Annotated in this window: 21 protein-coding genes; 14 read left to right on the forward strand and 7 right to left on the reverse strand. The window is 63.2% G+C overall.

The window, feature by feature from the left end; all coding sequences use genetic code 11:
• The first annotated feature begins 20 nt into the window (after positions 1 to 20).
• The 6 genes from E9536_RS29075 (at position 21) to E9536_RS29100 (ending at position 4,445) form a co-directional block, all read left to right on the forward strand.
• Positions 21 to 233, forward strand: a complete 213-nt coding sequence (locus E9536_RS29075; RefSeq protein WP_027792190.1) for a DUF1656 domain-containing protein — start codon at positions 21 to 23, stop codon at positions 231 to 233.
• A gap of 2 nt (positions 234 to 235) precedes the next feature.
• Positions 236 to 1,213 carry an HlyD family secretion protein gene (locus E9536_RS29080; protein ID WP_136471628.1) on the forward strand — a complete coding sequence of 326 codons (978 nt, stop codon included), beginning with the start codon at positions 236 to 238 and terminating at the stop codon, positions 1,211 to 1,213.
• Positions 1,210 to 2,739 carry an efflux transporter outer membrane subunit gene (locus tag E9536_RS29085; protein WP_136471630.1) on the forward strand — a complete coding sequence of 510 codons (1,530 nt, stop codon included), beginning with the start codon at positions 1,210 to 1,212 and terminating at the stop codon, positions 2,737 to 2,739. Before E9536_RS29080 ends, E9536_RS29085 begins: the two co-directional genes overlap by 4 nt.
• Before the next feature lie 265 nt (positions 2,740 to 3,004).
• Positions 3,005 to 3,430, forward strand: a complete 426-nt coding sequence (locus E9536_RS29090; RefSeq protein ID WP_136471632.1) for a TOBE domain-containing protein — start codon at positions 3,005 to 3,007, stop codon at positions 3,428 to 3,430.
• Between the two features lie 99 nt (positions 3,431 to 3,529).
• A complete protein-coding gene (locus E9536_RS29095; RefSeq protein ID WP_136471634.1) occupies positions 3,530 to 4,120 on the forward strand; it encodes a nitrogen fixation protein NifQ in 591 nt (196 codons plus the stop codon).
• Between the two features lie 70 nt (positions 4,121 to 4,190).
• Positions 4,191 to 4,445 (forward strand): hypothetical protein, encoded by a 255-nt coding sequence (locus E9536_RS29100; RefSeq protein WP_348772184.1) that lies wholly within the window; start codon positions 4,191 to 4,193, stop codon positions 4,443 to 4,445.
• A 222-nt stretch (positions 4,446 to 4,667) separates the two neighbouring features.
• Here E9536_RS29100 and E9536_RS29105 read toward each other — a convergent pair whose 3' ends face one another.
• From E9536_RS29105 to E9536_RS29115, 3 genes are all read right to left on the reverse strand, one after another.
• Positions 4,668 to 5,729, reverse strand: a complete 1,062-nt coding sequence (locus tag E9536_RS29105) for a DMT family transporter (RefSeq protein ID WP_136471636.1) — start codon at positions 5,727 to 5,729, stop codon at positions 4,668 to 4,670.
• Positions 5,730 to 6,230: 501 nt separating this feature from the next.
• On the reverse strand, positions 6,231 to 6,893 hold the full coding sequence (locus E9536_RS29110; RefSeq protein ID WP_021163663.1) for a ProQ/FinO family protein: 663 nt from the start codon (positions 6,891 to 6,893) through the stop codon (positions 6,231 to 6,233).
• Positions 6,894 to 7,197: 304 nt separating this feature from the next.
• Positions 7,198 to 7,470 carry a hypothetical protein gene (locus E9536_RS29115; RefSeq protein WP_124919956.1) on the reverse strand — a complete coding sequence of 91 codons (273 nt, stop codon included), beginning with the start codon at positions 7,468 to 7,470 and terminating at the stop codon, positions 7,198 to 7,200.
• 178 nt (positions 7,471 to 7,648) lie between these two features.
• Between E9536_RS29115 and E9536_RS29120 the strand changes: the two genes are divergently transcribed.
• Positions 7,649 to 8,233 (forward strand): DUF2889 domain-containing protein, encoded by a 585-nt coding sequence (locus E9536_RS29120; protein ID WP_136471638.1) that lies wholly within the window; start codon positions 7,649 to 7,651, stop codon positions 8,231 to 8,233.
• A gap of 134 nt (positions 8,234 to 8,367) precedes the next feature.
• Here E9536_RS29120 and E9536_RS29125 read toward each other — a convergent pair whose 3' ends face one another.
• Both E9536_RS29125 and E9536_RS29130 read right to left on the reverse strand, forming a co-directional pair.
• A complete protein-coding gene (locus tag E9536_RS29125) occupies positions 8,368 to 8,859 on the reverse strand; it encodes an NAD(P)H-dependent oxidoreductase (protein WP_059693699.1) in 492 nt (163 codons plus the stop codon).
• 188 nt (positions 8,860 to 9,047) lie between these two features.
• Positions 9,048 to 9,701 carry a TetR/AcrR family transcriptional regulator gene (locus tag E9536_RS29130; protein WP_059693701.1) on the reverse strand — a complete coding sequence of 218 codons (654 nt, stop codon included), beginning with the start codon at positions 9,699 to 9,701 and terminating at the stop codon, positions 9,048 to 9,050.
• Between the two features lie 83 nt (positions 9,702 to 9,784).
• Here E9536_RS29130 and E9536_RS29135 point away from each other — a divergent pair, with 83 nt between their 5' ends.
• The 4 genes from E9536_RS29135 (at position 9,785) to E9536_RS29150 (ending at position 15,571) form a co-directional block, all read left to right on the forward strand.
• Complete coding sequence (locus tag E9536_RS29135) at positions 9,785 to 10,909, forward strand: MBL fold metallo-hydrolase (RefSeq protein ID WP_136471640.1); 1,125 nt, start codon at positions 9,785 to 9,787, stop codon at positions 10,907 to 10,909.
• Between the two features lie 124 nt (positions 10,910 to 11,033).
• Positions 11,034 to 12,050, forward strand: a complete 1,017-nt coding sequence (locus E9536_RS29140; RefSeq protein WP_136471642.1) for an AraC family transcriptional regulator — start codon at positions 11,034 to 11,036, stop codon at positions 12,048 to 12,050.
• Between the two features lie 1,801 nt (positions 12,051 to 13,851).
• Entirely contained in the window at positions 13,852 to 14,547 is a 696-nt protein-coding gene (locus tag E9536_RS29145; protein WP_011350423.1) for a ParA family protein, read from the forward strand.
• Complete coding sequence (locus E9536_RS29150; protein ID WP_091922617.1) at positions 14,540 to 15,571, forward strand: ParB/RepB/Spo0J family partition protein; 1,032 nt, start codon at positions 14,540 to 14,542, stop codon at positions 15,569 to 15,571. Before E9536_RS29145 ends, E9536_RS29150 begins: the two co-directional genes overlap by 8 nt.
• A gap of 94 nt (positions 15,572 to 15,665) precedes the next feature.
• Here E9536_RS29150 and E9536_RS29155 read toward each other — a convergent pair whose 3' ends face one another.
• The gene (locus E9536_RS29155) at positions 15,666 to 16,982 is read right to left on the reverse strand and encodes a replication initiation protein (RefSeq protein WP_021163671.1); all 1,317 of its coding nucleotides are present in this window, start codon (positions 16,980 to 16,982) and stop codon (positions 15,666 to 15,668) included.
• Positions 16,983 to 19,541: 2,559 nt separating this feature from the next.
• Here E9536_RS29155 and E9536_RS29160 point away from each other — a divergent pair.
• Complete coding sequence (locus E9536_RS29160) at positions 19,542 to 19,853, forward strand: hypothetical protein (protein ID WP_021163674.1); 312 nt, start codon at positions 19,542 to 19,544, stop codon at positions 19,851 to 19,853.
• 181 nt (positions 19,854 to 20,034) lie between these two features.
• Here E9536_RS29160 and gcvA read toward each other — a convergent pair whose 3' ends face one another.
• Positions 20,035 to 20,940 carry a transcriptional regulator GcvA gene (gene gcvA / locus E9536_RS29165; protein WP_060197394.1) on the reverse strand — a complete coding sequence of 302 codons (906 nt, stop codon included), beginning with the start codon at positions 20,938 to 20,940 and terminating at the stop codon, positions 20,035 to 20,037.
• Between the two features lie 140 nt (positions 20,941 to 21,080).
• On the opposite strand from gcvA, the gene E9536_RS29170 reads away from it, so the two are divergent.
• Positions 21,081 to 22,379: an adenylosuccinate synthase gene (locus E9536_RS29170; RefSeq protein ID WP_060349502.1), complete on the forward strand. Its 1,299-nt coding sequence runs from the start codon at positions 21,081 to 21,083 to the stop codon at positions 22,377 to 22,379.
• Between the two features lie 298 nt (positions 22,380 to 22,677).
• Positions 22,678 to 23,619 (forward strand): LysR family transcriptional regulator, encoded by a 942-nt coding sequence (locus E9536_RS29180; protein WP_027792207.1) that lies wholly within the window; start codon positions 22,678 to 22,680, stop codon positions 23,617 to 23,619.
• The last annotated feature ends 78 nt before the right edge of the window (positions 23,620 to 23,697 follow it).

Here is a 23,697-nt window from a genome sequence, read left to right on the forward strand (position 1 = left end):
CCGTCTTTCCGACCGCGACCATGATCGGCGAAATCGACATCTTCGGCGTATTCGTGCCGGCCCCGCTCGTGCTGATGCTGATCGCCTACCTGATCAACATCGTCGTGCGCGCCGTGCTCGAGCGCGTCGGCTTCTACCGCCTCGTCTGGCACCGTTCGATCTTCGACCTCGGCATCTACGTGTTCGTGTTTGCCGCCGTCGTGATCGTTTCCCACCATCTCGTGGCTAGCTAACCGTGAAAAAAACCTGGCTCTCGGCAGGGCAAATCCTGCTTACCCTGATCGTCGTCGTCGTGGCGGCCGTCGTGCTGTGGCGCATCGTCAACTACTACATGTTCTCGCCGTGGACCCGCGACGGTCACGTGCGCGCCGACGTGATCCAGGTCGCGCCGGACGTGGCGGGCCTCATCACGTCGGTGCAGGTCGCCGACAACCAGGAGGTCAAGCGCGGCCAGGTGCTGTTCGTGATCGACCAGGCCCGCTACACGCTCGCGGAACGCCTCGCCGAAGCCACGCTCGCCCAGCGTCGCGCGACGCTCGCCCAGGCGAAGCGCGAATACGCGCGCAACCTGCAGCTCGGCAACCTGGTCGCGAGCGAACAGGTCGAGGAAAGCCGCACGCGCGTCGAACAGGGTGAAGCCGCCGTCGCCGATGCGCAGGTGTCGCTCGACACCGCGAAGCTGAACCTCCAGCGCACGACGATCGTCAGTCCCGTAGACGGCTACCTGAACGACCGCGCGCCGCGCATCGGCGAATATGTGCCGGCTGGCCGCGCGGTGCTGTCGGTCGTCGACCGCAATTCGTTCCGCGTCGACGGCTACTTCGAGGAAACCAAGCTGCGCGGCATCCATATCGGCCAGCCGGTCGACATCATCGTGATGGGCGAACCGCATACGCTGCGCGGCCACGTGCAGAGCATCGTCGCCGCGATCGAGGATCGCGACCGCACGCAGGGTGCGAACCTGCTGCCGAACGTGAACCCGGCATTCAGCTGGGTGCGTCTCGCGCAACGCGTGCCGGTGCGCGTCGTGCTCGACGACGTGCCCGACGATTTCCGCATGATCGCGGGCCGCACCGCGACCGTCTCGATGCGCGAAGCCGACACGCGCCGCAACGACAACGCGAAGCCGGCAGGCGCCGGCACGGCGTCGGCCGTCGCGCCGGGTTCGACGGCTTCCGCCACGGCCGCCAGCGCAGCAGGAGCATCGCAATGAAGCGGCATGGTCTGCGCCTCGCCGCGACGCTCGCACCGCTTGCGCTGGCACTCGGCGCGTGCAAGTCCGTCGGCCCCGATTACACGCTGCCGCAGCAGGCGTACGTGAATGCGCCGCTCGCGAACCACGCGCTCGACGACGCGAACGGCACGCTCGTGTCGCGCGACGCCGTGCCCGGCAACTGGTGGCAGCTCTACGACGACCCCGTGCTCAACGCGCTCGTGCGCGATGCACTGAAGTCGAACACCGACCTGCGCGTCGCCGCGGCCAACCTCGCGCGCTCGCGCGCGGCGCTGGAAGTCGCGAGCCAGCAGGGCGGCTTCTCGGGCGGCGCGGAAGCCGCCGTGCAGCGCGCGCAGGAATCGGCCGAGCAATACCTGCTCGAGAACAAGCTGCCGGTCGTCAATGAAGGCGCGGTCGGCATCAATGTGTCGTACGAGATCGACCTGTTCGGCAAGCTGCGGCGCGGCGTCGAAGCCGCGCGCGCGGACAGCGAGGCCGTCAGGGCCGCCGGCGATCTCGCGCGCATCACGGTCGTCGCCGACGTCGTGCGCGCGTACGTCGAATCGTGCTCGGCCGGCGACGAGCTGGCCATCGCGAAGCAGTCGCTCGCGCTGCAGAAGCAGCGCGTCGCGCTGTCGCAGCGGCTGCGCGATGCCGGGCGCGGCAACCAGACCGACGTGACGCGCGGCGTGACGCAGGTGCGCACCCTCGCCGCCGATATCCCGCGCTTCGAAGGCCGCCGCAAGGTCGCTCAATACCAGCTCGCCGCGCTGCTCGCGCGCTCGCCGGCCGACCTGCCGAAGGCCGTCGCCGAATGCGAGCGCCTGCCGAAGCTGCGCCAGCCGATTCCGATCGGCGACGGCGCCACGCTGCTGCGCCGCCGCCCGGACGTGCGCGAAGCCGAGCGGCAACTCGCCGCCGCGACCGCGCGCATCGGGGTGGCGACCGCCGCGCTGTACCCGTCGATCAGCATCGGTGCGTCGGCCGGCTCGGTCGGTGTCGCCGCCGATCTGTTCTCGTCCAACACGAATCGCTGGTCGTTCGGCCCGCTGATCAGCTGGTCGTTCCCCGTCAACGGCCAGCGTGCGCGAGTGCGCGAAGCCGAAGCCGCGACGGGCGGCGCGCTCGCGCACTTCGACGGTGTCGTGCTGAACGCGCTGCGCGAGACGCAGTCGAGCCTCGCGACCTACGCGGCCGACGTGCAGCGCACGGAAGCACTGCGCACGGCTTATGAATCGGCACGCAGTTCCGCCGACGAAACGCATCGTCTCTATGTGGCCGGCCGCGAGTCGTTCATCTCCGACCTCGACGCGACGCGCACGCTGACGAGCGTGCAGGCGCAGGTGGCGGCAGCCGAAGGCCAGGTCGCGGCCGACCAAGTGCGGCTCTTCCTCGCGCTCGGCGGCGGATGGGATGACGATGCGGCCTCCGACGCGTCGAAACAGATATCGAAACAGACGCCGAAGCCGGCACCCGCAAGCGGTGCGTCGGCGGCCTCGGCCGCCGTGACCGCAGCCGAGTAACCTGCCGGTGAAGAACGGGGAGCGCGTTTGCCGCGCTACGCGCGCCGTCCGCTGATCAACTCGCCGGGTGACGCGCGCGGCCAGCCTGGGCTCTCCGGAAGCGTCCGACGCATGGCGCCCCGGGCAGCCGGGCGACCGTGCGCAACCGGAATGCCGGGCATCGCAAACCCGAGCCGCATTGGGCCGGCATTGAAGGTAAACTCGTCCGCACTTTTCCGTCTCTTACTCGCCGCCCGCCGGGCGGTTCATTTTCCGGAGATCCATCATGCGAACCAGCGCCCGCAACCATTTCGCCGGCCAGGTCAGCGCCGTCAAGACCGGTGCCGTCAACGACGAAATCACGCTCCGGACGCAGGACGGCCTCGACATCGTCGCCGTGATCACCCATGGCAGCGCGGCTTCGCTGGGCCTCGCGGCCGGCTCGAAGGCGTTCGCGCTCGTGAAGGCGTCTTCGGTCATCGTGATGGTCGACGTCGACAGCGGCAAGGTGTCGGCCCGCAACTGCGTCGCGGGCACCGTATCGTCGGTCACGAAAGGGGCGGTCAATTCGGAAGTCGTGGTCAAGGCCGCGGGCGGCGCCGAGATCGTCGCGATCGTCACCAACGACAGCGTCGATCGCCTCGGCCTCGCGAGCGGCACGGCTGCGTCCGCGATCTTCAAGGCATCGAGCGTGATCGTCGGCGTCGAGTGAACGCGTGACGATCGTGATGGCGATGGCGATCCGTTTGGCATCGCGCATTCGTGCGGATCATGCGGATCGCACCGTGCGGCTGTCGCGCCGATGCCGACGATGACCGCCGCGTTCGATGACGCTCGACAACGGGCGCTCCAGTCGCTGCTGTCCGCAGCCGCAAACGCCGACACGCCCGACGCACGCCTGTTCGGCACGCTCGTTGCGGCACGTGCGCGCCGCAACGAACTCGGGCTGCTCGGCCTGTCTCATCCGCAACTGGCCGCCGTGCTGGCGCGGCAGTTTCCGCGCCTGCCTGCGGCCGACGCCGCGGCTCTCGTGCCGACGGCCGCGACAGCGCTGCTGCCATCCACCCACGCTGCGTTCGTCGCGACGCTGCACGCACGGCTGATGGACGACGCGAATCCCGCCGTCGACCGCGACGACGCCGGCTGTCTCGCGTCGATCATCGCGCACGCCTGCCTGCGCCCCGATCATCTGTGGCGCGATCTCGGGCTCGACGGGCGTGACGCTGTATCCGCGATGCTTGGTCGCTATTTCCCCGCGCTTGCCGCACGCAACGTCGCTCACCTGCGCTGGAAGAAATTTCTCGCGCAGGAAGTGGCGGCATCGCTCGATGTGCCGCCGGGCCCGGCGCCAGGGTGCCCGGGCTGTGAGGATTTCGGCTTCTGCTTTCCTCAAGCGCGATAGTCGCCACCGTAACCCGTGCTGCCGATTCGATTCGTCGCATCGCCATTCGAAGAAGCCGCGTTGGCCGGCATTGCGGCCACCCAGCCTGCCGGCGTGCGGCTTCGAAGCCGCCCTCCGCTTCTACGAAAAACCAGGGTTCGCTGAAACCTGGCACGACCGCGGCTGGATACACATCGAGCGCCGCGACCCGTTGCCGGAATTCCATCCGCATCGCAAATTCAATGCGGCGACGAGTTGGTTCAGTCGCCGCTTCCGGCTCGCGAACTTCCGCACGCTCTTAGACGACGTGCTCGCAGCCGGCATTCCCGAACAAACGACCGGTTGACCGCGCGCGCATCGGCCCACGCACAGAGCCTGGGGCGGCAGAGTCGGCTCACCGATCGATCCGGACAGATTGCCGCCCCGGTTGATCCAGAGCGAAGACCAGGCTCGCCCCCGTTGTTGCGACCACGACCCGGCAGCGCCGCCAACAGATGCGAGCGCGATGCAGCGCACGCCCCATAAACGGTTACCTTACGCGCCGCTTCGTCCGCCACTTGTGGTGCGGTCAATGCCGGTGCCGGTGATGAATGTCCGGAAAATGCGCATGGCTGTGCGTGATCGGCAGATGCACGTGCGGATGCGTGTGCGGTTCGTTGCCGTCGTACGTAAAGTCGTGCGCATGCTGGTGATGTTCGTCGTGCCGATGGCGGTGCGTGTGCTCGAGCCGCTCGTGCGTATGCGTGTGTTCATGCCGCTCGCGAACGTGCAGCCAGATACCGAGCGCCATCAGCGCGGCAGCGATCCAGAACGTCGCGGGCGGCAGCGCGGGCCAGATCAGCAGCGACAGCACGACGCCGAACAACGGCGCGATCGAGAAATACGCGCCCGTGCGCGCGCTGCCGAGATGACGCAGTGCGACGACGAACAGCACGAGGCTGATCCCGTAGCCGCCGAGCCCCGTCAGCATCGCGGCGGCCGTGACCGGGAGAGCCGGCAGCGTCGCGCCGGTCGCCAGCGCGATGCCGATGTTCACGGGCGCTGCAATCAGCCCCTTCACGCACGCGATGACCATCGCATCGTTCGCGGCCACCTTGCGGGTCAGGTTGTTGTCGATCGCCCAGCACAGGCATGCACCGATGATCAGCAACGCGCCGACCGGCACACCGGCCCGGCCTGGCGTCCACGACAGCAGCGTGCCGCCGGCGACGATCGCGACCATCCCGAGGAACACTTGCGTATCCACGTTCTCGCGAAACACCACCCATGCGATGACAGCCGTCAGCACGCCTTCGAGATTGAGCAGCAACGCGCTCGTCGCCGCCGGCGTGCTCGATAGCCCGAGCATCAGCAAGGCCGGCCCGGCCACCCCGCCCGCCGCGATCGCGCCGGCCAGCCACGGCAGGTCGGCGCGCTGCAGCGGCGCGGCGTCTGCGGCCGGTGCGTGACGGCTGTGCAGGCGGCGAAGCAGGATACTAATACCGAGCCCGACGCCGCTGCCGAGATAGAACAGGCCGGCGACCATGAACGGCGACATCGCGCCGATCAGCGCCTTGGCAAGCGGTGTCGCGGCGCCGAACAGCGCGGCAGCGGTGAGTGCGACGAGAATCGCGGAATGTCTCGAGTGCATGATCGGACTGGATTGACGTTGAATGGCGCCGGTAGCGGCTTCGGGTTGTGTCGCAGTTGGCGTTCAGTACCTTTCTGAATGCAAGCTGAATCGCACCCGTCAACTTGCGAACGAACCGACGTGCCCCGGCGAGATTATCGCGCGTCAACGTGTCAGGACGACCGGGCACGAACGCTCACACGCCATGTCGATGCTTCCGGCATTACGCCATTTTAGGAAACCGAATTAACTGGATGAAGCGTCGTCGCGTTCCGGACATGCGTACCGTCCACGCGCAAACGACACAGTCGAGACATCGCGCGTGCAGCACCGATCGACGAACTTTCTTCGTCCGGTTGCAGGGTCTGTTCGAGGCGGGATAGATAAGAACCCGGCGCGTCAGGCGCCGGTGGGAGGAGTCCTGACCTGCCTCTGTCGAGGCAGGTCAGTCAGTCGTGTCGTTCGCCGCAGGCGATGTGCATGCGGGTCAGCGCCGCGCGGCATGCAGCCGCGCGGTGCCGGTTACTCGTTTCCGGCCGTTTGCTGCTCGACCTGCGGCACTGCGTCGGCTTGTGCTTCCACGTTCGCCGGTTGCGGCTCGGCGGCCGCCTCGGCCTGCTGCTCGGCCTTCGGCTGCTGCTGCGCGCCCTTGGCGGATTGCGCAGCGCCCTTGCCGGGGCGGCGAGCCTTCAGCCGGCGCGCCCGCGCTGCGTCGTCATGCGTGACGCGCCCTGCTTCGTTGCCCTGCAGGTCGACCCGCACGGCATCTTCGACGAGGCACGACCAGTAGCGGTTGCCGCGGCACCACGTCGACATCGCTTCGCGCAGTTCGGCTTCGTTGAGCCCGACGGCCTGTGCTTCGCGCGCGAGGTCGTCCCAGATGCCGACCTTGAGCGGCACTTTGGGGGCCGGATTCTTCGGGAACGCACGCGGAAACTTACGCTGCAGTTTGCCGATCGCAACGATGACCGGATCGACCGGCGCCGACGGCTTCGCCGATGCTGGCTTCGCGCGATGCGGTGCTTTGCCGCCGGCCGCAGCCGGCTTGGCGCCACGCTGCGGCTGGTCGCCGGACTTCGGCTTCGCGCCGGTGTCCGCCGGCGCTGCCGGCCGCTTCGCGTTGCGCTCCTGCTTGGCCTTCGCTGCGAGCTGCGCCCGCAATTCGGCAAGTTGTTCAAAACCCATAAATTCAATCCACCAGGAATATAAGGTGTGGTTCGTGCGGTCACACCGCGCGGCGCACCAGCTTCGCCGCCATGCGTGCGACCCGTCTGCCGCCGAGGCGGAACACTACGGGGCCGCATCGCGCACGCCACTCTGTTTTCAGGCACCCGGCCACGATGCCGGACAAGGCAGGAGTGGAAGTATACCGGTACGCGCGACGGCCGGTTGACTCACTGGTCTGCATTGGCCCGATTCGGGGTACCGGAAATGCATCCGTACGGTCGTGTTGCGCATTATATGGATACGTCTCCGGAAGCCACGTCGTTCACCCTCGTCGGCGGAAATCGGGGCCATCTTGCGCGCCGCGATTGCCCCGGCGGCGGCACTGGCCGACGCCCCACGAGAGGTATTCCGCCTTGGGGCGCCGCCACGATCGTGCCGCATCGATGCGCCGCGAACCTCGGTCGCCATTCGCGATCCCGGGCGGCGCCGTCGGTTGCGTGTAAATCGACGATTGCGCCAATGTGAAGCGCCCGGCGACGGATCGGCGCGTGTATCGCGACATGCTAATGCCTCCGTCGATCGCATCGATATCCATACTCGACTCGTTGCGTCCGCATCGACCCCGTCGCCTACGAAGATGCCGAAAAGTGCGTAGTATGGCCGGATCGATGGCGGCGGAGGTATCCCTCGGCCCGTTGCGCTGCGCACCGGGCCAGCCGTCGACATCTCGCTTGCCGGCGAAAAGAACCGGTTGCACGAAACGGAGCAGATACATGGTTCCCCCACACGACATCCCGCACGACGGCATCACGCGCGAGGAAATACACCACCGGCAGATCGACATGCGCGGCTATCGGCGCAGCGACGGCCAGTTCGAAGTAACAGCCTGCCTCGCGGATCGCAAGGCTTTCGATTTCACACCGCCGGGCGGCACCCGGACGGTCGCTGCGCTGTCGCCGATCCACGACCTCGGCGTGACATTGGTCTTCGACGCCGACATGATCGTCCGCGCCGTATCCACGTTCCTCCGGTCACATCCGTATGCGCAGTGTCTGGGGGGCGGCGACTCGCTGCAGACGCTCGTCGGATTACGCATCGGCGCCGGCTGGAACAGCGAGGTTCGCAAGCGCCTGCCGTCCTGCGATACGTGCACGCACCTGAAGGAATTGCTCGGCCCGATCGCCACCACGGCCTATCAGACAACGGTCGGCATGCGGAAGTCATCGCTCGAGGAGCGCGACAGCGACGGAAAGCCGCTCAAGATCGACAGTTGCCATGCATATGGCGCATCGCGCGATCTGGTGAAACGCCTTTGGCCCGAATACCACCGGCCTTCGGCGCAAACAAAAGGCAGCTAAGCGCCAGGCAGTCGCGTCAGTCCAGTACCCGCACCGCAGGATCGGTACCGCACCGGTGTGCACGCGTCATGTGCACGAACGTACTTCGGTCCGGCCTCACGCCGACCGGCCGAGGCTGTCGGCGGCCTGAGTGATCAGAAAACGCCCAGTGCAAGTCCCGCTGCAAGACCGGCGCCCAATTCGGCGCAGCGCGCGAGATCGTCGCCGTCGATCGTCTTGGCCGCGAGGATGCGTTCCGGCGTCTGCGCGTGCGTACAGACGATCAGGCCCGGCGCCACGCTCTTCAACCGCCAGCCCGTCGCGATCCGGTCGATCTGGCGCAAGGCGTTCTGTCCATCGCTTCCCGCGCAGATCATCACCGCATACGGGCGGCCGTTCACGCGATCGAGCGCCGCGTAGTAGCAGCGGTCGAAGAAATCCTTCATCAGCCCGGACATCGCCGCGAGATTCTCAGGTGTCGCAAACAGATAGGCATCGGCGTCCAGCACATCGTCTGCGCTCGTCGCGTCCGCGCGCTGCAGCCGGACGTCGACGCCGGATTGCTCACGCGCCGCGCCGGCAGCCGCTTCGGCCATCTGTTGCGTGCCTCCGGTCATCGTGTGATAGACGATCAACAGCGTCTTCATGCGTCGTCACTCGCGTTCGGCTTCAGGTAAGCCGGCAGCATCGCCGGGTTCCGCTGGATGGCCAGCGATCATATGAGGCGGTTCTGCATCCGCGGATCTGCCGGTTTGCCGGCTCGTCGGGCCAGGGCGCGCGTCGAACATGCGCATTGCGCCGGCCTCGCTTCGCGCATGATCGACCGGATGCACGATCAGTCCGCTGCGGCGCGTGATGCGTCGGAGTCTTCCGGTCGCGCGTAGTACGCGAGAAACATGTCTGCGGCGGATTCCGCGACTTTTAGTTGCTCCGGCGCCGCGAGTGGCGGCTGACCCATCGTGATCTGCGGCCAGAACGCGAATGCCTTCACGACACCGTGCAGCTGATGCGCGGCAAACACCGGATCGGTGACCGACAGGCGTCCGGCCGCCGCGGCCGTTCGCACCCAGACCGTCATGTCTTCCTCGCGCTCGCCGAGACGCTCGACCATGTCGCGCGCGCGTTCCGGCGAATGGATGGCCGCACCGATCGCGACACGTGCGAGCGCGAGAAATGCCTCGTCGCCGAGCAGGCGCATTTTGCGCTCCAGCAACGCGAGCAATTGCTCGCGCAGCGGCACGTCGGAACGATAGGTTGGCGAGCTGCCGGTTCGAGTCGCATCCCACAATTTTTGCAGGATTGCGGCGAACAGCGTTTCCTTGCCCGGAAAGTGGTTGTAGACCGTGCGTTTCGACACGTCCGCGCGCGCGGCGATTCGATCCATGCTGGTCGCGTCGTAACCCGACGCGAGAAATTCCTCGATGGCCGCGTCGACGATGGCCGCGCGCTTTCGATCGGTCAGGCGCTGAGGGGGAGTGCTGGTATCCATTCGGAAATTTTACACCGCGTAGTTTACTTACCCAAAAAATAAACTACACTGTTTAGTGTACTTTATTCTCCGGACGAACCTACATGGCATCGCCTCTCGTTTTGATTCATCGCATTCTGGGTTTTGCGGCCGCCCGACGCGGCCGCACGCTGTCTGGCGGCTCGCCGCAGCACAATGGCGAGCGCTTCAGCAATGTCGCCCCCCGGCCGGCCGAGGGGTTGGGCAAGACACTCGGCATCGCGTGGAACATGCTGTTCAACAAGCCGCGCAATACCGTGCCCGCAGGGATGCTGCCCGTCGATTCGCTGACCCGCGCGGAACTAGACGCGGCCGCCGATCGCAGCCTGTACCGGCTCGGCCATTCAACGCTGCTGCTCAAGCTGCGCGGCGAATTCTGGCTAACCGATCCCGTCTTTGCCGAGCGCGCGTCGCCGTTTCGTCGCGTCGGCCCAAAGCGTTTCCATGCGCCTCCGATCGCACTCGAAGATCTTCCGCCGCTGCGCGGCGTGATCCTGTCGCACGATCACTACGATCATCTCGACCGCGACACGGTGCTCGCGCTCGCGGCAACCACCGGTGTGTTCGTGACAACGCTGGGTGTCGGCGACCGCCTGATCGAATGGGGAATCGACGCGAAGAAAGTCCGTCAGCTCGACTGGTGGCAGAGTGTCGACGAAGCCGGCTTGACGCTGACCGCCACGCCTGCCCAGCATTTTTCCGGGCGCAGCCTGTTTGATGGCAACAGCACGCTGTGGGCATCCTGGGTCATCGTCGACGACGACTTGCGCGTGTTCTTCAGCGGCGACACGGGCTACTTCGATGGTTTCCGGACGATCGGCGAGCGCCTCGGGCCGTTCGACGTCACGCTGATCGAAACAGGCGCATACGATGCGCAATGGCCGTACGTCCACATGCAGCCGGAAGAAACTGTGCAGGCGCACATCGATTTGCGCGGACGCTGGCTGATCCCGATCCACAACGGCACGTTCGATCTCGCGATGCACCGCTGGCAAGAACCGTTCGAGCGCGTCACGGCGCTGGCGATCGTGCGTGGCGTCGAACTGTCGACGCCCAGGATGGGCGAGCGCCTCGCTCTGGACGAGCCGCATCGCGGCGAGCGGTGGTGGCGCACTGTGGACGAGCGCGTGCCATCCGTTGCCACGAAATCACGCCGCTGGCCGCTTTGCACGTCGCAAGCGATGAAGTAGGTACACCGGACGTTGCGCATTTTCCCGGGAGCGCGGCAATGCCGAGCTTCCGGGAAGCTCGTTTCCGGCGTACCTGCATGTCGATGGGCCCGCCTGTAGACCCGATTACCCGAGTAGAGAAGTCATGCATCCGGCACCTGCCCCATACTCCCCCGGCCAACAGGTCGACGCCGCCACCATTGCTGCATTCAACCCCGTCTCTCCCCGATCGACCCGCCAGAGCCGGGAGAGCGACCTGCGGCTGACACTCGCAGAGCGCGTCGCGAGGTGGACGGACGGTGTTGACCACCTCACCACAGCCATTCCGAACCTGAGCCTCCATCGAAGGGAGACACCGACGCAGCCGATGGACTGCATGGTCGAGCCAAGCTTCGGGCTCGTCGTCCAGGGCACGAAGCGGATCATTCAAAGCGGCGATGTGTATCTATGCGATGCCAACCGTTTTCTAATCACGTCGCTCGACTTGCCTGGTTCAACGCAGGTCATCGAGGCCAGCCGAGAAACGCCGTTTCTCGGGATCGGGCTCAAGCTTGATTTTCGCGTCATAGCCGAACTGATGGCGCAGGTCGCACCGGATCACGAGGATGCCCCCGCAGGTCGCGGCCTCGTCGTCGGCGATATGACCGAATCGCTCTATGACGCAGTCAACCGGTTGCTGGCGTTGCTCGATGATCCCAACGCCATTGCAGTTCTCGCTCCGTACGTCGAGCGGGAAATCTACTACCGGCTGCTGACGAGCGACCAGGGTGGCCGCCTGCGTCAGATTGCGTCCGCCGGCAGTCAGGGCAACCGCGTGTCGCGGGCGATCCAGTGGTTGCGAACCCATTACGACGAGTCGCTGCGAGTCGACGATCTGGCGACGCAGGTTCAGATGAGCAGTTCGACTTTCCATCACCACTTCCGCCTGCTCACTGGCATGAGTCCGCTGCAGTACCAGAAATGGATACGACTCAACGAAGCACGTCGGCTGATGCTGTCCGAGCGACTCGACGCCACGTCGGCATCGTTCCGGGTTGGATATGCGAGCCCGACCCAGTTCAACCGCGAATACAGTCGGTTGTTCGGCAATTCGCCGCGAAGAGATATCGATAACCTGCGCAGCGGAACGGATGTCGTTCTGTCGGTGGCGGCAACTTACTGATGGCCGGAGTCGTACCGAAGATGCAGGATACCGATTTGGCGGTATCCGCAGAATGGTTGGATCGGTTCCACGCTTGGTCAGGGCGAGTCACACGCTTGCAGCGGGACGCGCGCCTCTCGATTTCTTGCCGACTCAGGACTGACGGCTCGGCGGCCGCCTGGCGACTTGTAATTGAGTATCGATTGATGCGTGACTGCCCCTCGAAGTCGGATGTTTCCCCCAACTCGCGAGCAAAGTACAGATACAAGCAGTTCGTTCCATGCCGCTCTCATGAGCCGGTGATGACTTCGCCCCCTCTTCAACGACCAAGTCCCTTGGCGGCCTTCCCAGCGCTCGGCGAAAAATTCTTTGGCGCCGGGATTCTCGCGTCACTCTGTAATCCAACGAGTTGAGCAACCAATGCGCGTTGTCACGTGACAACTCGCGCCGATTATTGGCGCGGACATCCGATCAGAGACTCGACAGCGTGTCGCGGGGTATGTGATCCGCGGAATTCGATTTGTCTCAGATACCGAGGCGAGCTACACAAATCTCAAACACTACATAACACGTATCAATAAATACAAATCGACGCGTCTTTATGCGTGCTGCCGGACGCGGGGCACGAAATGATCATGCGCCCCCATTTAAAGGCGCAATCTTGTCGATATTGCGTGAAACAACATGAAGAATATTGCGCAACTCGTTGCTGGATAAGGACTTCCGTGAGCATCGAATTTCTTGAAATTGTTTCACGATCTGGCCCGTTTGAGTTATCACGCGACCTTCAATCTGGGGTTTGTCGCAAATCGAAGCCTCGTACGCACGGCTGTCGTGCGAAAACTGATACTGCGTCGGCGGGAACGGGGTAGGCACAACAAGACCTCGCCCTACCCTGCTGGCTAACGTTCGATGAAGATGCAACTGAGCGTTTCCCAACAAATAGGGACATATCATCGATGCTTATGGCATACGCTCGGGGTGCTGTTCCAGTAAGCGGGCCCACCGTTTTTCGGGGGTATGAATGCGGATTGCCGACGACGAATGGGCGGAAACTGCGATCAAACGATGCATCAAGCTCTTCGATACAATGTGTGCCGACCGACGTGCAGGGCAACGTGGCATTCGACACACACGCTCTTCAAACAACACTCCAGTTGTCACGTAACAACTCAGCAAACAACCGCCCCGGAGAATGGCCTTTCGCGACGAGCCAACAGTGACGAATCATCCCTTTACCGATCTATCTGTTCAATCAGCGGGGTTTGGTCGCAACAGGGATCAAAAACGACTCAGAGCGGTCGTTGCCGGACGTTCTGGGTCGATTGTCACGTGACAACTCACCTCGCTGCGAGGTAATCGTGCGAAACCAACGATCAAATATTGAAATGATCTCACCGAGGTCGTAACCGCGATCTACCCAAATATTTCTCGGTGTCGGACCGCATCGAAAAGTGCCAAATTTCTACGTCTTGTCACGTGACAACTGAGCTTCCCGACGACATTCTCTAAGCCGACCTACCGAAGTCACTAAGAGTTTTGCCGAGAGCTCCGCAAGATCAAGCGGCCAGCCTCCAAGGCGTCAATCCGTCACCACCGTTAAAGCTCGTCGAACTTTCCCGCGATCTTTGTACGTGCATTTCGAGCAAGATCGTCGATTTTATTTTTACTCGATCATCGCCCATCGCTGACTCGTTAGCCATTCGGCTACTTGTCACGTGACAACCCAATCGGTCACTAAGACATACATCGCATCGACGGCTTTTTCTGGACATTTAGATAATAACTGCATATATTACGCAAAACTCCGTGGAGGAATTTAATGGCTTTCAAGATCGCCGTCAGTAATCAAAAAGGTGGGACTGGGAAGACAACCATCTCCGTCAATATCGCGGCTGCGTTCGAAGCAGGCGGCAATAAGGTCGCCCTGATCGATGCCGACCCTCAAGGCACGTCCGTCCGGTGGGTAACGAGCGGCGAGAACACGCTGCCGATGACGGTGCTTTCGCTGGCCCCTGCCGGCCGCGGCATTGGCGGTGAAATCAAAAAACAAGACGCGAACTTCGATGTGATCGTCGTCGACTGCCCCGGCAACCTCGAAGATCCGCGAATCGCATCGGTACTCGAAGTTGCCGATTTCTGCCTTGTGCCGCTGTCGCCGTCGCCTGCCGATCTCTACAGCACCGTCGCGATGATCCGCATGATCGAATCGATGCGATCCGTCCGTAACCCAAATCTGTCTTCCGCATTAATGCTGAATAGTGTTAATGGAAAAACTAAAATGCGTGAAGAAATTTTAAAAATTCTAAGAGCAGAAGAAATAGGGGAGCATCTGCTCGACAGCCAGATCGCGCAACGCGAGGTCTACCGTCAGACGTTTGCACTCGGCACCACGATCCATCATCACAATCGGTACCTGAAGGGCCTGAAAGAAGCCCGAGCGGAAATCGAAAAGCTGGTCACGGAAATGGCCCAATACATCGCGTCAACGCGCGCTACCGGAGCCGCCCATGGCTAAGGACACCTCGAAAGACAAGAAGCCGACCGGCAACCTGCATCTCGCAGCCGGCCTGCTGCGCGGGCTCGCGCAGGAAAATGCGGCACTCGAAACGCGGCTGCCCGAACCGGCGTCCGCACCGAACACCATCGGCGAATCGGCGCCCGCCAGCGCCCCGGCCGCGGCAGCACCCGCTGGTACGGCCGATCTTGGCGCGCCACAAAAGGTGCTGGTCAAGGATTGCATTCCGAACCCGTTCAATCCGCGCGTGTTCTACTCGGAGTCGAGCCTGCACGAGCTCGCCCTGACGCTGAAACGGGAAGGGCAGATCGAGCCGATCAAGGTGACGCGGCTGCCGGAGTTTCCCGGCAAGCTCGTCGTGATCGACGGGCAACGCCGGCTTCGCGCGACGAGCATCAACGGCGACGAAACCATCAACGCCACGTTCCGCACCGATCACACGCCCGAGCAGCTCTACACGATCGCGTATCGCGCGAACCACGACCACGAACGCCAGACGATCTTCGACGATGCGGTCGCGTGGAAGCGTCTCCTCGACGAGAAGGTCTTTTCCGACCAGAACACGCTGGCGGAAAAGATCGGCAAGGACAAGGCATCGATCAGCAAGACGCTGTCGCTCAACGCACTCCCGAACACACTCCTTGAACGGATGGCGAGCGCGAACGACGTGGTCGGCCTGCAGGCGGCGTATTTCCTGAAGCTGATCTTCGAACGCCTGGGCGAACCGACGGCCGACCGGCTGCTGACGGCCGTGATCGACCGGAAAAAATCGGTTCGTGATCTCGAGAATTTCCTGCGTACGCAGAGCGACGGCAGCAAGAAGGCCGGACGCACCCGTTACAGCGTCCGGCATGACTTCGCGCTCGAATCGCAAGCGATCGGTCAGTTGAAGACCTATCCGGACGGCCGCCTGGATCTGCAGCTCAAGGGCGTCGACGCATCGCACCAGGAGGCGCTCGCCGACAAGCTGAAGACCGTCATCGACGCGTACGTTGCCGAGCTGGCAACGGCTACGCAAAAGTAACGCGCGAAAAGCAGAAGGCCTCGCATCCGCGTTTCATCGCGAAGCCGGACGACGACGTCCGGCACGCGACGCGCACCCGGCTGCGAGGCCTCGTTCAGTTGCCTGCGAGACTGCTTTTCAGCAAGAATTCCAGCAAGTCGTCCGAGGTCGGTTCGCCCCACGTATCCAGCGCGAGCCATCGGAAGAAACTGGTCTGCGCGAGTTTGCTCGCCTTCTTCTTCGGCGACAGCGTCAGATCCTTCGAGCCTGCCACCGTCTCGTTGTAACGCTCGATCAGCTTGGTCTGGTCGTCGATCTCCAGTTCGCGAAAATACGCGCCTGCTTCCTCGACCTTCGCCGCCAGATATTTGTCGCGAATCTGTTCCTGCTTGCTCTGCGCGGATTCCTTCGCCGGTGCGGCCGCCTCCGTTCCCTGCCCGTCGGCCAGCGTATAGCCGTGGGTCAACGCCTTGCGGAAGTATGCGGCCACGTTGTCGACCGGCGCCGCATTCTTCTTCGTAGTCCGATTGAGCGTGTAGGCAATCGCAGCCTTGATGCGCTGCACGCCGTATTGCGTGATCAGCCGGCGCGCTTCCGAACGCGGAATGCCGAACTTGGCGACCTCCTCGACCAGCGCTTCGTTCTTGACGTCGCCGTCCTCCACCGTATCGGCGCTCTGCTTGCGCGTCACCTTGAACTGGACTGCTTCCACGCTCCGGCCGGACTTGTGTTCGATCAGCTCGAGCGTGTGATCCGAAACTTCGTTCACCTCCTGAATGCACGGCACCAAGACCTTGCTCTTGAACAGCTTGTATTCCTTGTACGACTGCGACGCCTTGTCCTGGCCGAGAATGAGGTCACGAAATTTCGGCAGCGGGATCTTCGCGGTGATGCCGATTCCTTCGTAGCGCACCGTGTTTTCCCACAACGCGAGCGAGTGCGACCGCCGGAACTCGCGAGCGATCCGCATATCGATCAATGCGTAGATCTCGGGGTTGAGCAACTCGCTGCGAATCTGGTCGGAGAAGCTGTACTTCAGCACCGATTGCTCGAGCTCCGCGCCGGCGAGGAGGCCTGACGCTTTCCAGACTGTCGATCGATCCGCGGCCAGATAGTCCCAGTTGACGACGGTACTGATCAGCGAGTTGACCGTGTCCTTCACGTATTTCGTGTTGTTGCTGTTCAACCCGCTCTCGTGCGAGAGCGACGCGATCGAGATCGAGAAGCTCGTCCGGCCCGGCTCGAACGCCTCCTGCCGAAGCGCGTTCTTGATCAGCGAGCTGAACATCTTGCGCTGCTGCAGCCCGATCTTCCCGGACTTGGGCGCGATATGAATCGCCTGGACCGCCTTGCGCAGCAAGTCGGGAGGCTCGGGTGTCTGAAACAGCGAAACCTGTTTGTCTGAGCCTTTGCTTGCGGGCTTGCGCGGCATCGTAATGTCCGGATAAGGTCACCTTGTTGAGAGCGGACTTTATACCTTTTCGCGGCGAGGGGCAACGCCCTTGTTCCTGCTTTACTTGCACTATCTCGGCTAACCTTCAGATCCAAAAGGAAAATCTTCGATCAGACGATCTTTGCGGGACCCCATATCCATCTACCTTTCGATTAAAATGCTTCCCACAAGCTGCTACCTTTCATACCCGGCCACGGAAACCCGGCACGGGATTTGCCCTCGCCAAGGTAACCATCCATGGGAAACAGATGTGCAGAACCGAGATCGTTGGGCACATTCATGGTGCCGTGCAGCACAGTCTCGTTTTCCTCCCATAACTTGCTACCTTCATCGATTCCCACAGGAGGGTACCTTTCAACCGGTCTTGATTGCATGGACGCCGCAGACAGCTCCCATAAACGGCAACCCTCTGGTTTCCCCATAAGAGGTTACCTGTCCGTGCGATCGATCCTGTCCATGGGAACCAACCACTGGAAAATCTGGAAAAAGGCAATCGGGCAGCCCCGGATGCCACCCATAACTGGGTACCTTTGAAGCGCCCCATAACCGGCTACCAACGAAAAATCACTGTGCACTCAGGCGTCTAGGGATCAAAAAAAATGCCCCATAAAAGGCTACCTACATGCCTTCCCATAGACGACTACCCAACGTGTTCGGTGGCCGATTTCCCATAACCGGGTACGCTTGCCCCATATCCACAACCCTGACTCCCCACAACCCGGTACCCCAAACCCCAAATCCACAGACCTGAAACCCCAGACCCTTACACCTGTGCCCCCATAAATGGGTACCGAACACCTGTCAAACCCTTGTGGGATAAGGCTGTGAGCCGTCTAAAAGTAGTTAAAGAAGTAAACGTCGTTAACAAAAGATGTAAACACACGTGCGCGTCCACAGAAAGACGAACCCCATAAACCGCTACCATTGAGTAGCCGTCTATGGTGTTGCAGGCATCTCAAAGCTTCGATTCAGGCCTGGGAAACAGTGGCCTGGCTCCTCGTTCCGCAAAGGTTCCAGGCCCAACAAGGCTTCCAGAAGAGGTGAGTACATACTCACATCGGCTGAAACGTAGAAACTTATGGGAGAAAAACGGGGGGAAACTGCCCGTTTCCAGGTACAGGTTCCCGTTTATGGGATCGAAAAACCGTCCCCGCAGCCTCGCGAATGAACGTCATCGACCGGCAAAGTCGATCGGCGACCGGAAACATAGATCTCTTCGGTTTCGTTCACAGCAGTTTGAAATCATCCGCTACGGCCGGCGAAGGAATTTTTGCACTCAGGCCTCCTTGTCTGTGAAGAAAGTTCTCCGATCGTCGGCTTGTGCTTCTGGCCAAACCTAGCCTGTCGGCTGTGCACAGAGGAAATCGACGCAACTCGCTTCGCCGCGGCCGGGGGACGTCCAACTTTCTACCTTTCGCTCCATCAACCGAAAATCAATGCTGTGCCTCCCGTCGACAACGAGAGGCCTAGGAACGGCTTTCCTGAGATCAAGTAGGGGGCGGCCATCATTTGCACGTTTCACCGGGTTCTGGGTCGATCCAGCATGCGTTGGGAGCCAACGTGAAGATGGGAGGGATCACGAGGCTCACCACAATCGAATTCGAGCGATGATCCCGAACATTCTCACCTTCCGATACTTTTGGATCTCGTAAAAGTCCACCGGCCTGACGAGGCCGCAGGTATCGGCATGCTGTGCGGGCGGCAATGCATCGCCACGATGCGCTGCGGCCAAGGTCGCGGAATAAAAAATCTGTGTTTCGGGCACGCCGTCCGATGCGTTCCTGCGCTGAATCGGCCGGATCACACGTCATGGCGACATCATTTCCACGGACCACATTCGCCCGACGACCGTGGTGACATCCGTGCGATGCCGTCAGCGCAATCAATCGTGAAGCGGTCCCGGCCGATGTCTTCACCGCTGTCAACGTCGACGCCTTTCGTCATACGGACCACACGGCGACCGTATTTGCCCACTAAGGCAGCCCCTGGGGTCACAGTTCAGCGATGGGTTGCCTGATCGAACTGCACACGCTGTGTACGATGCAATCGTGCTTGCCTTGATCTCCGTAACACCGAATCGTGGTCATTTATGGGAGGAACCGTCGCTTGAGCCACGTCGACCGGCAACGTGACACACAGTTCGACTGCTGCGACCGCGGTGATCGTGATTGGCCGAATGACGATCACGTCCAGGGTGAGCGTGCCGGCAACCCCGCCTATGAAACAGTCATGGGTATTTCGCATCACACCTCCATACATCACTCGTCCGCGTCTTCAAGGCGCAGGTACATCGCGGGTGTCCGGCTTCCGCAATGGCGCGATCCACAATTCCCGTCCTGTCAGTGACCGTCCCGGTCGAGTGCCGTCCACGTTTTCTCCCATACGTGTATCCCCGAACTCCGTTGCACGTTGACGCCATATTTTTCACGACGCGGTTATGATGCACAGGTCCCGGATGCGGCATGACAACCGACCGGGGCAGGGGCGGTATCTCGATGGTCTTTCAATCCGTGATAAACCAGAAAAGAGAGTTCAGCGATGCGAATCCAGATCAGAAAACTCACGTTGGCTGCTACCGCAGCCGCGTTCCTGTTCGGCTCGGCAGTTCCCGCGTTTGCGCAGACCGACGCCAGCGCGTCCGCTGCACAGGACGCCAAGGCAGCGAAGAGCCAGGCACGCAAGGCGGCCAGGGCCCAACGCAAGGCAGAACACAAGGCCGCGCGTGCGAAGAACAACGCCGAGCTGAAGAAACTCGAAGATGCCGGTTACAAGCCGGCGGCCAATGATCCGAACTATCCGCAGAACCTGCAGAACGCGGAGAAAAAAGCCGGCATCGGCGCAAGCCAGTAAGCGTCGTCCGGCGGCAAGCCACGGATCGATCCGCGGCTTGCCGCATGCGTCGTCGTTCCACGGCGCACATCGAACGCAGCAAACCCGCTATCGACGATAGACAATACGCAATCCAGTCGCTCGCGTTATTTGATTCGTATTCCTGCATTTCACGGCGCGTGCCATTCGCACACCGACGCGGTCAGTTCCGCCCGCCCGGCGCAGCCGCATTTCCCGTCACCCTCAGCCAGTCCTTGAACGCCCGTACGGCGTCGTCGTTCGCGCGTGCGGAGGCGACGTACGTGAAGTAACGCCACGGCGGCAGCGCCGGTTCGCGGAACGGCTGCACGAGCCGACCTTCGGCGATATCGTCCGCGACGAGCGCGATCGGCCCCATCGCGACGCCGAGCCCGTCGAGCGCGCCCTGGAGCGTCAGGTAGAAATGCTCGAGCGTGAGCGAGTGGCGCGGCACGAGATTCGGATGTCCGGCTGCCGCGAGCCATTCAGGCCACATGCCGGGATAAGTGGCCGCGTGCAGCAGCGTGAAGCCGGCGAGATCGGCGGGCGTATGCAATGGTCGCCCTTCCAGCAGCTTCGGTGCACATACCGGTAGCCGGACTTCCGACAGGAATTCCTCGGCAACGTAGCCGTCGATGGCCTGCGGGCCGCCGCGCACAATCAGGTCGACCTTGTCGCGCAGCTTGTCGATCGGCTCGTTCGACGTCGACAGCCGTACCTCGATGGCTGGATGGGCGACCTGAAACGACGACAGCTTCGGCACCAGCCAGCGCAGCGAAAACGTAGCAGGTGCACTGACGCGCAGCACGCGCTGCTGCGCATGGCCGAAATGCTGCGCGGTGGCGAGCGCGATCCGGTCGAACGACGCACCGACCTCGGCGAGATACGCGCGGCCCGCGTCGGTCAGCTCGACCCGCCGGTTATGGCGTTCGAACAGCGGCCGTCCGAGCCACGCCTCCAGTTGCTGAACGTGCCGGCTGATCGCGCCGTGGGTCACGCACAGTTCGTCGGCGGCCAGCGTGAAGCTGCCGTGGCGCGCGGCGGCTTCGAACGCGCGCAGCGAATTCAACGGAGGGAGGCGTCGGGCCATTGCATCGTTTCGCGTGATATTTACTCACGCGATGGTTCAGGTTTAATCGTTTGATCGGGTGCTCAAGCTTCGCCAATATGGCACACAAACGGCCGGCCCGGCCGAACGATTGTCTGAATTTCTCACATGGAGTACGGAGCATGCCGAACGTGGTGGTCGTGGGCGCCCAATGGGGCGACGAAGGTAAGGGACGCGTCGTGGACTGGCTGGCGGCACAGGCCGATCTCGTCGCGCGCTACAACGGCGGCCACAACGCGGGTCATACGCTGGTCGTCGGCGGCAAGACATACAAGCTCGCGCTCCTGCCGAGCGGCATCGTGCGCGGCAAGCGCGGCGTGATCGGCAACGGCGTGGCGCTCGATCCGGAAGCCTTGCTCGCGGAAATCGCGCGGATGGCCGAACTCGGGCTGTCGGTGACGCCGGACAACCTGTCGATCGCCGAGAACGCGACGCTGGTGCTGCCGATCCACCGCGCGATCGACCAGGCTCAGGAGCGTCTGCGCCGCGAGCCCATCGGCACCACGCTGCGCGGGATCGGGCCGGCCTACGAGGACAAGGTCGGGCGTCGCGGGCTGCGCGTCGGCGATCTCGCGGAACCGGGCCGGCTTGCCGCCAAACTGGATGTGCTCGTCGACCATCACAACGCGTGGTTCCGCGGCCTGGGGCTCGACGAGCATTCGCGCGATGCGATGCTGGCGACGCTCGCCGACCTCGCGCCGCGAATCCTGCCGTTCGTCCGCCCCGTCTGGGCCGATCTCAACGACGCAACCGACCGTGGCGAGCGCATCCTGTTCGAGGGGTCTCAAGCCGTGATGCTGGACATCGACTGGGGCACGTATCCGTTCGTGACGTCGTCCGGCACCGTTGCATCGGCGGCGGCGGCCGGCACGGGGCTCGGCGCGTCGAAGCTCGGCCACGTGCTGGGCGTCACCAAGGCGTATGCGACACGGGTCGGCGGCGGCCCGTTCCTCACCGAGCTGTCCGACGCGACCGGCGAAACGCTGCGCGCGCGCGGGCAGGAGTTCGGCGTGAATACCGGCCGGCCGCGCCGCTGCGGATGGCTCGATGCCGCGCAGTTGCGTCAGGCGGTCAGGATTTCGGGCATCGATTCGCTGGCGCTCACCAAGCTCGACGTGCTCGACGGTTTCGAGTCGATCGAGCTGTGCGTCGGCTACGAACTCGATGGCGTGCGGGTCGATCATCTGCCTGCAAGCCTCGATGCGCAGTCGCGTGCGAAACCCGTGTACGAGCGGTTCGACGGCTGGCGCGGCACTGTGAAAGGGGTACGCGAACGCGCGGCGTTGCCGCGCGCTGCGCAGGATTTCATCGCGCGCGTCGAAGCGGTCGCGGGCGCACCGGTATCGATGATCACGACCGGCGCGGAGCGCGACGACACGATCGTGTTGCGCAATCCGTTCGATGCGCCCGCCACGGCCTGATCCGTCATACATGACGTGAATCGTGCGGCGACACCGTGGTCGCCGGGTAGTTTTTGCCGATTCCGCGCGGTTAGCTTGCCGGCGCGTCCGGACGTCATGCACACGAACCGGACGACGCGTGCATGGCGGCTCGGCGACACGATTCGGCATCCGGATCATGCCGCGTACGGCGAACTGGACACGTCTGCACCGCTGCTGTACTGTTCCGCACAATTCGCGCCAGACCGGCCCGCGCCGGAACCGCCGGCACCATGGGCGCACGGTGGCGCGACGTGATCTCAATCCCGGGGACAGGTCGATGGACACGTTACAGATGATGCGCATTTTCGTCCGGGTTGCGGAGGAGGGCAGCTTCACGAGCGCGGCCCAGCGCCTGGACATCACGACGGCCTATGCATCGCGGTCGGTCGCGCAGCTCGAGACGCATCTGCGCACGCGCCTGCTCAACCGCAGCACGCGCCGCATCGCACTGACCGATGCCGGGCAGCGTTATCTCGACCGTTGCCAGCGCATCCTCGGCTATATCGACGAAGCGGAAGCCGAGGCGGCCGATGCACAGGCGAAGCCGTCCGGGCGGCTGCACGTTCATGCGACGACGAGCTTCGGCCAGGCCTACGTGGTGCCCGCGGTCGTGCGTTACCGGCAGCGTTATCCTTCGGTCGCGGTCGAGCTCACGCTGTCGCAGCATGTGCCCGACATCATCGACGAAGGCTACGACGTGTCGCTGCAGTTGAGTGCGACGGAGCTTCCCGATTCGGGGCTCGTGTCGCAGCGGCTCGGCGAGGTGCACAGCGTGCTGTGCGCGTCGCCCGCGTATCTGAAGGAGCGCGGTACGCCGCGTACTGTGCGCGAGCTCGACGGCCACGCGTGCCTGCAGATCGTCACGCCCGTATTTCCGCGCGATCGCTGGCATCTCGACGGCCCCGACGGCCCCGAGACGTTCGACCTGCCGTTGCCGGATTTCCAGGTGAACATCGCCGATGCGCTCGGGGCCGCATTGCGCGCCGGCCTCGGCATCGGTTCGCTGCCGATGTCGTCGGCACTGCCCGCGCTGGCGAGCGGCGCGCTGGTGCGCGTGCTGCCCGACTACCGCTTGCAGAAGCTGACCGTCTACACGCTGTACGCATCGCGCCAGTATCTCGATGCGAAAATCCGCACGTTCGTCGATTTTCTGCGTGAATGCGTACCCGAAATGCTGTCCACCGACGAGGCTGCGCTGAACGCTTCCTGCACGTCCTGAAGTCACGCCGTCGGCGTGTGAGGATGACGCTGCGCGTCAATCGAACAAATAATATGCAGTCCTGTATTTGAACCGGGT

Origin of the sequence: Burkholderia sp. LS-044 (assembly GCF_004803625.1) — a bacterium.
Taxonomy (GTDB): domain Bacteria; phylum Pseudomonadota; class Gammaproteobacteria; order Burkholderiales; family Burkholderiaceae; genus Burkholderia; species Burkholderia cepacia.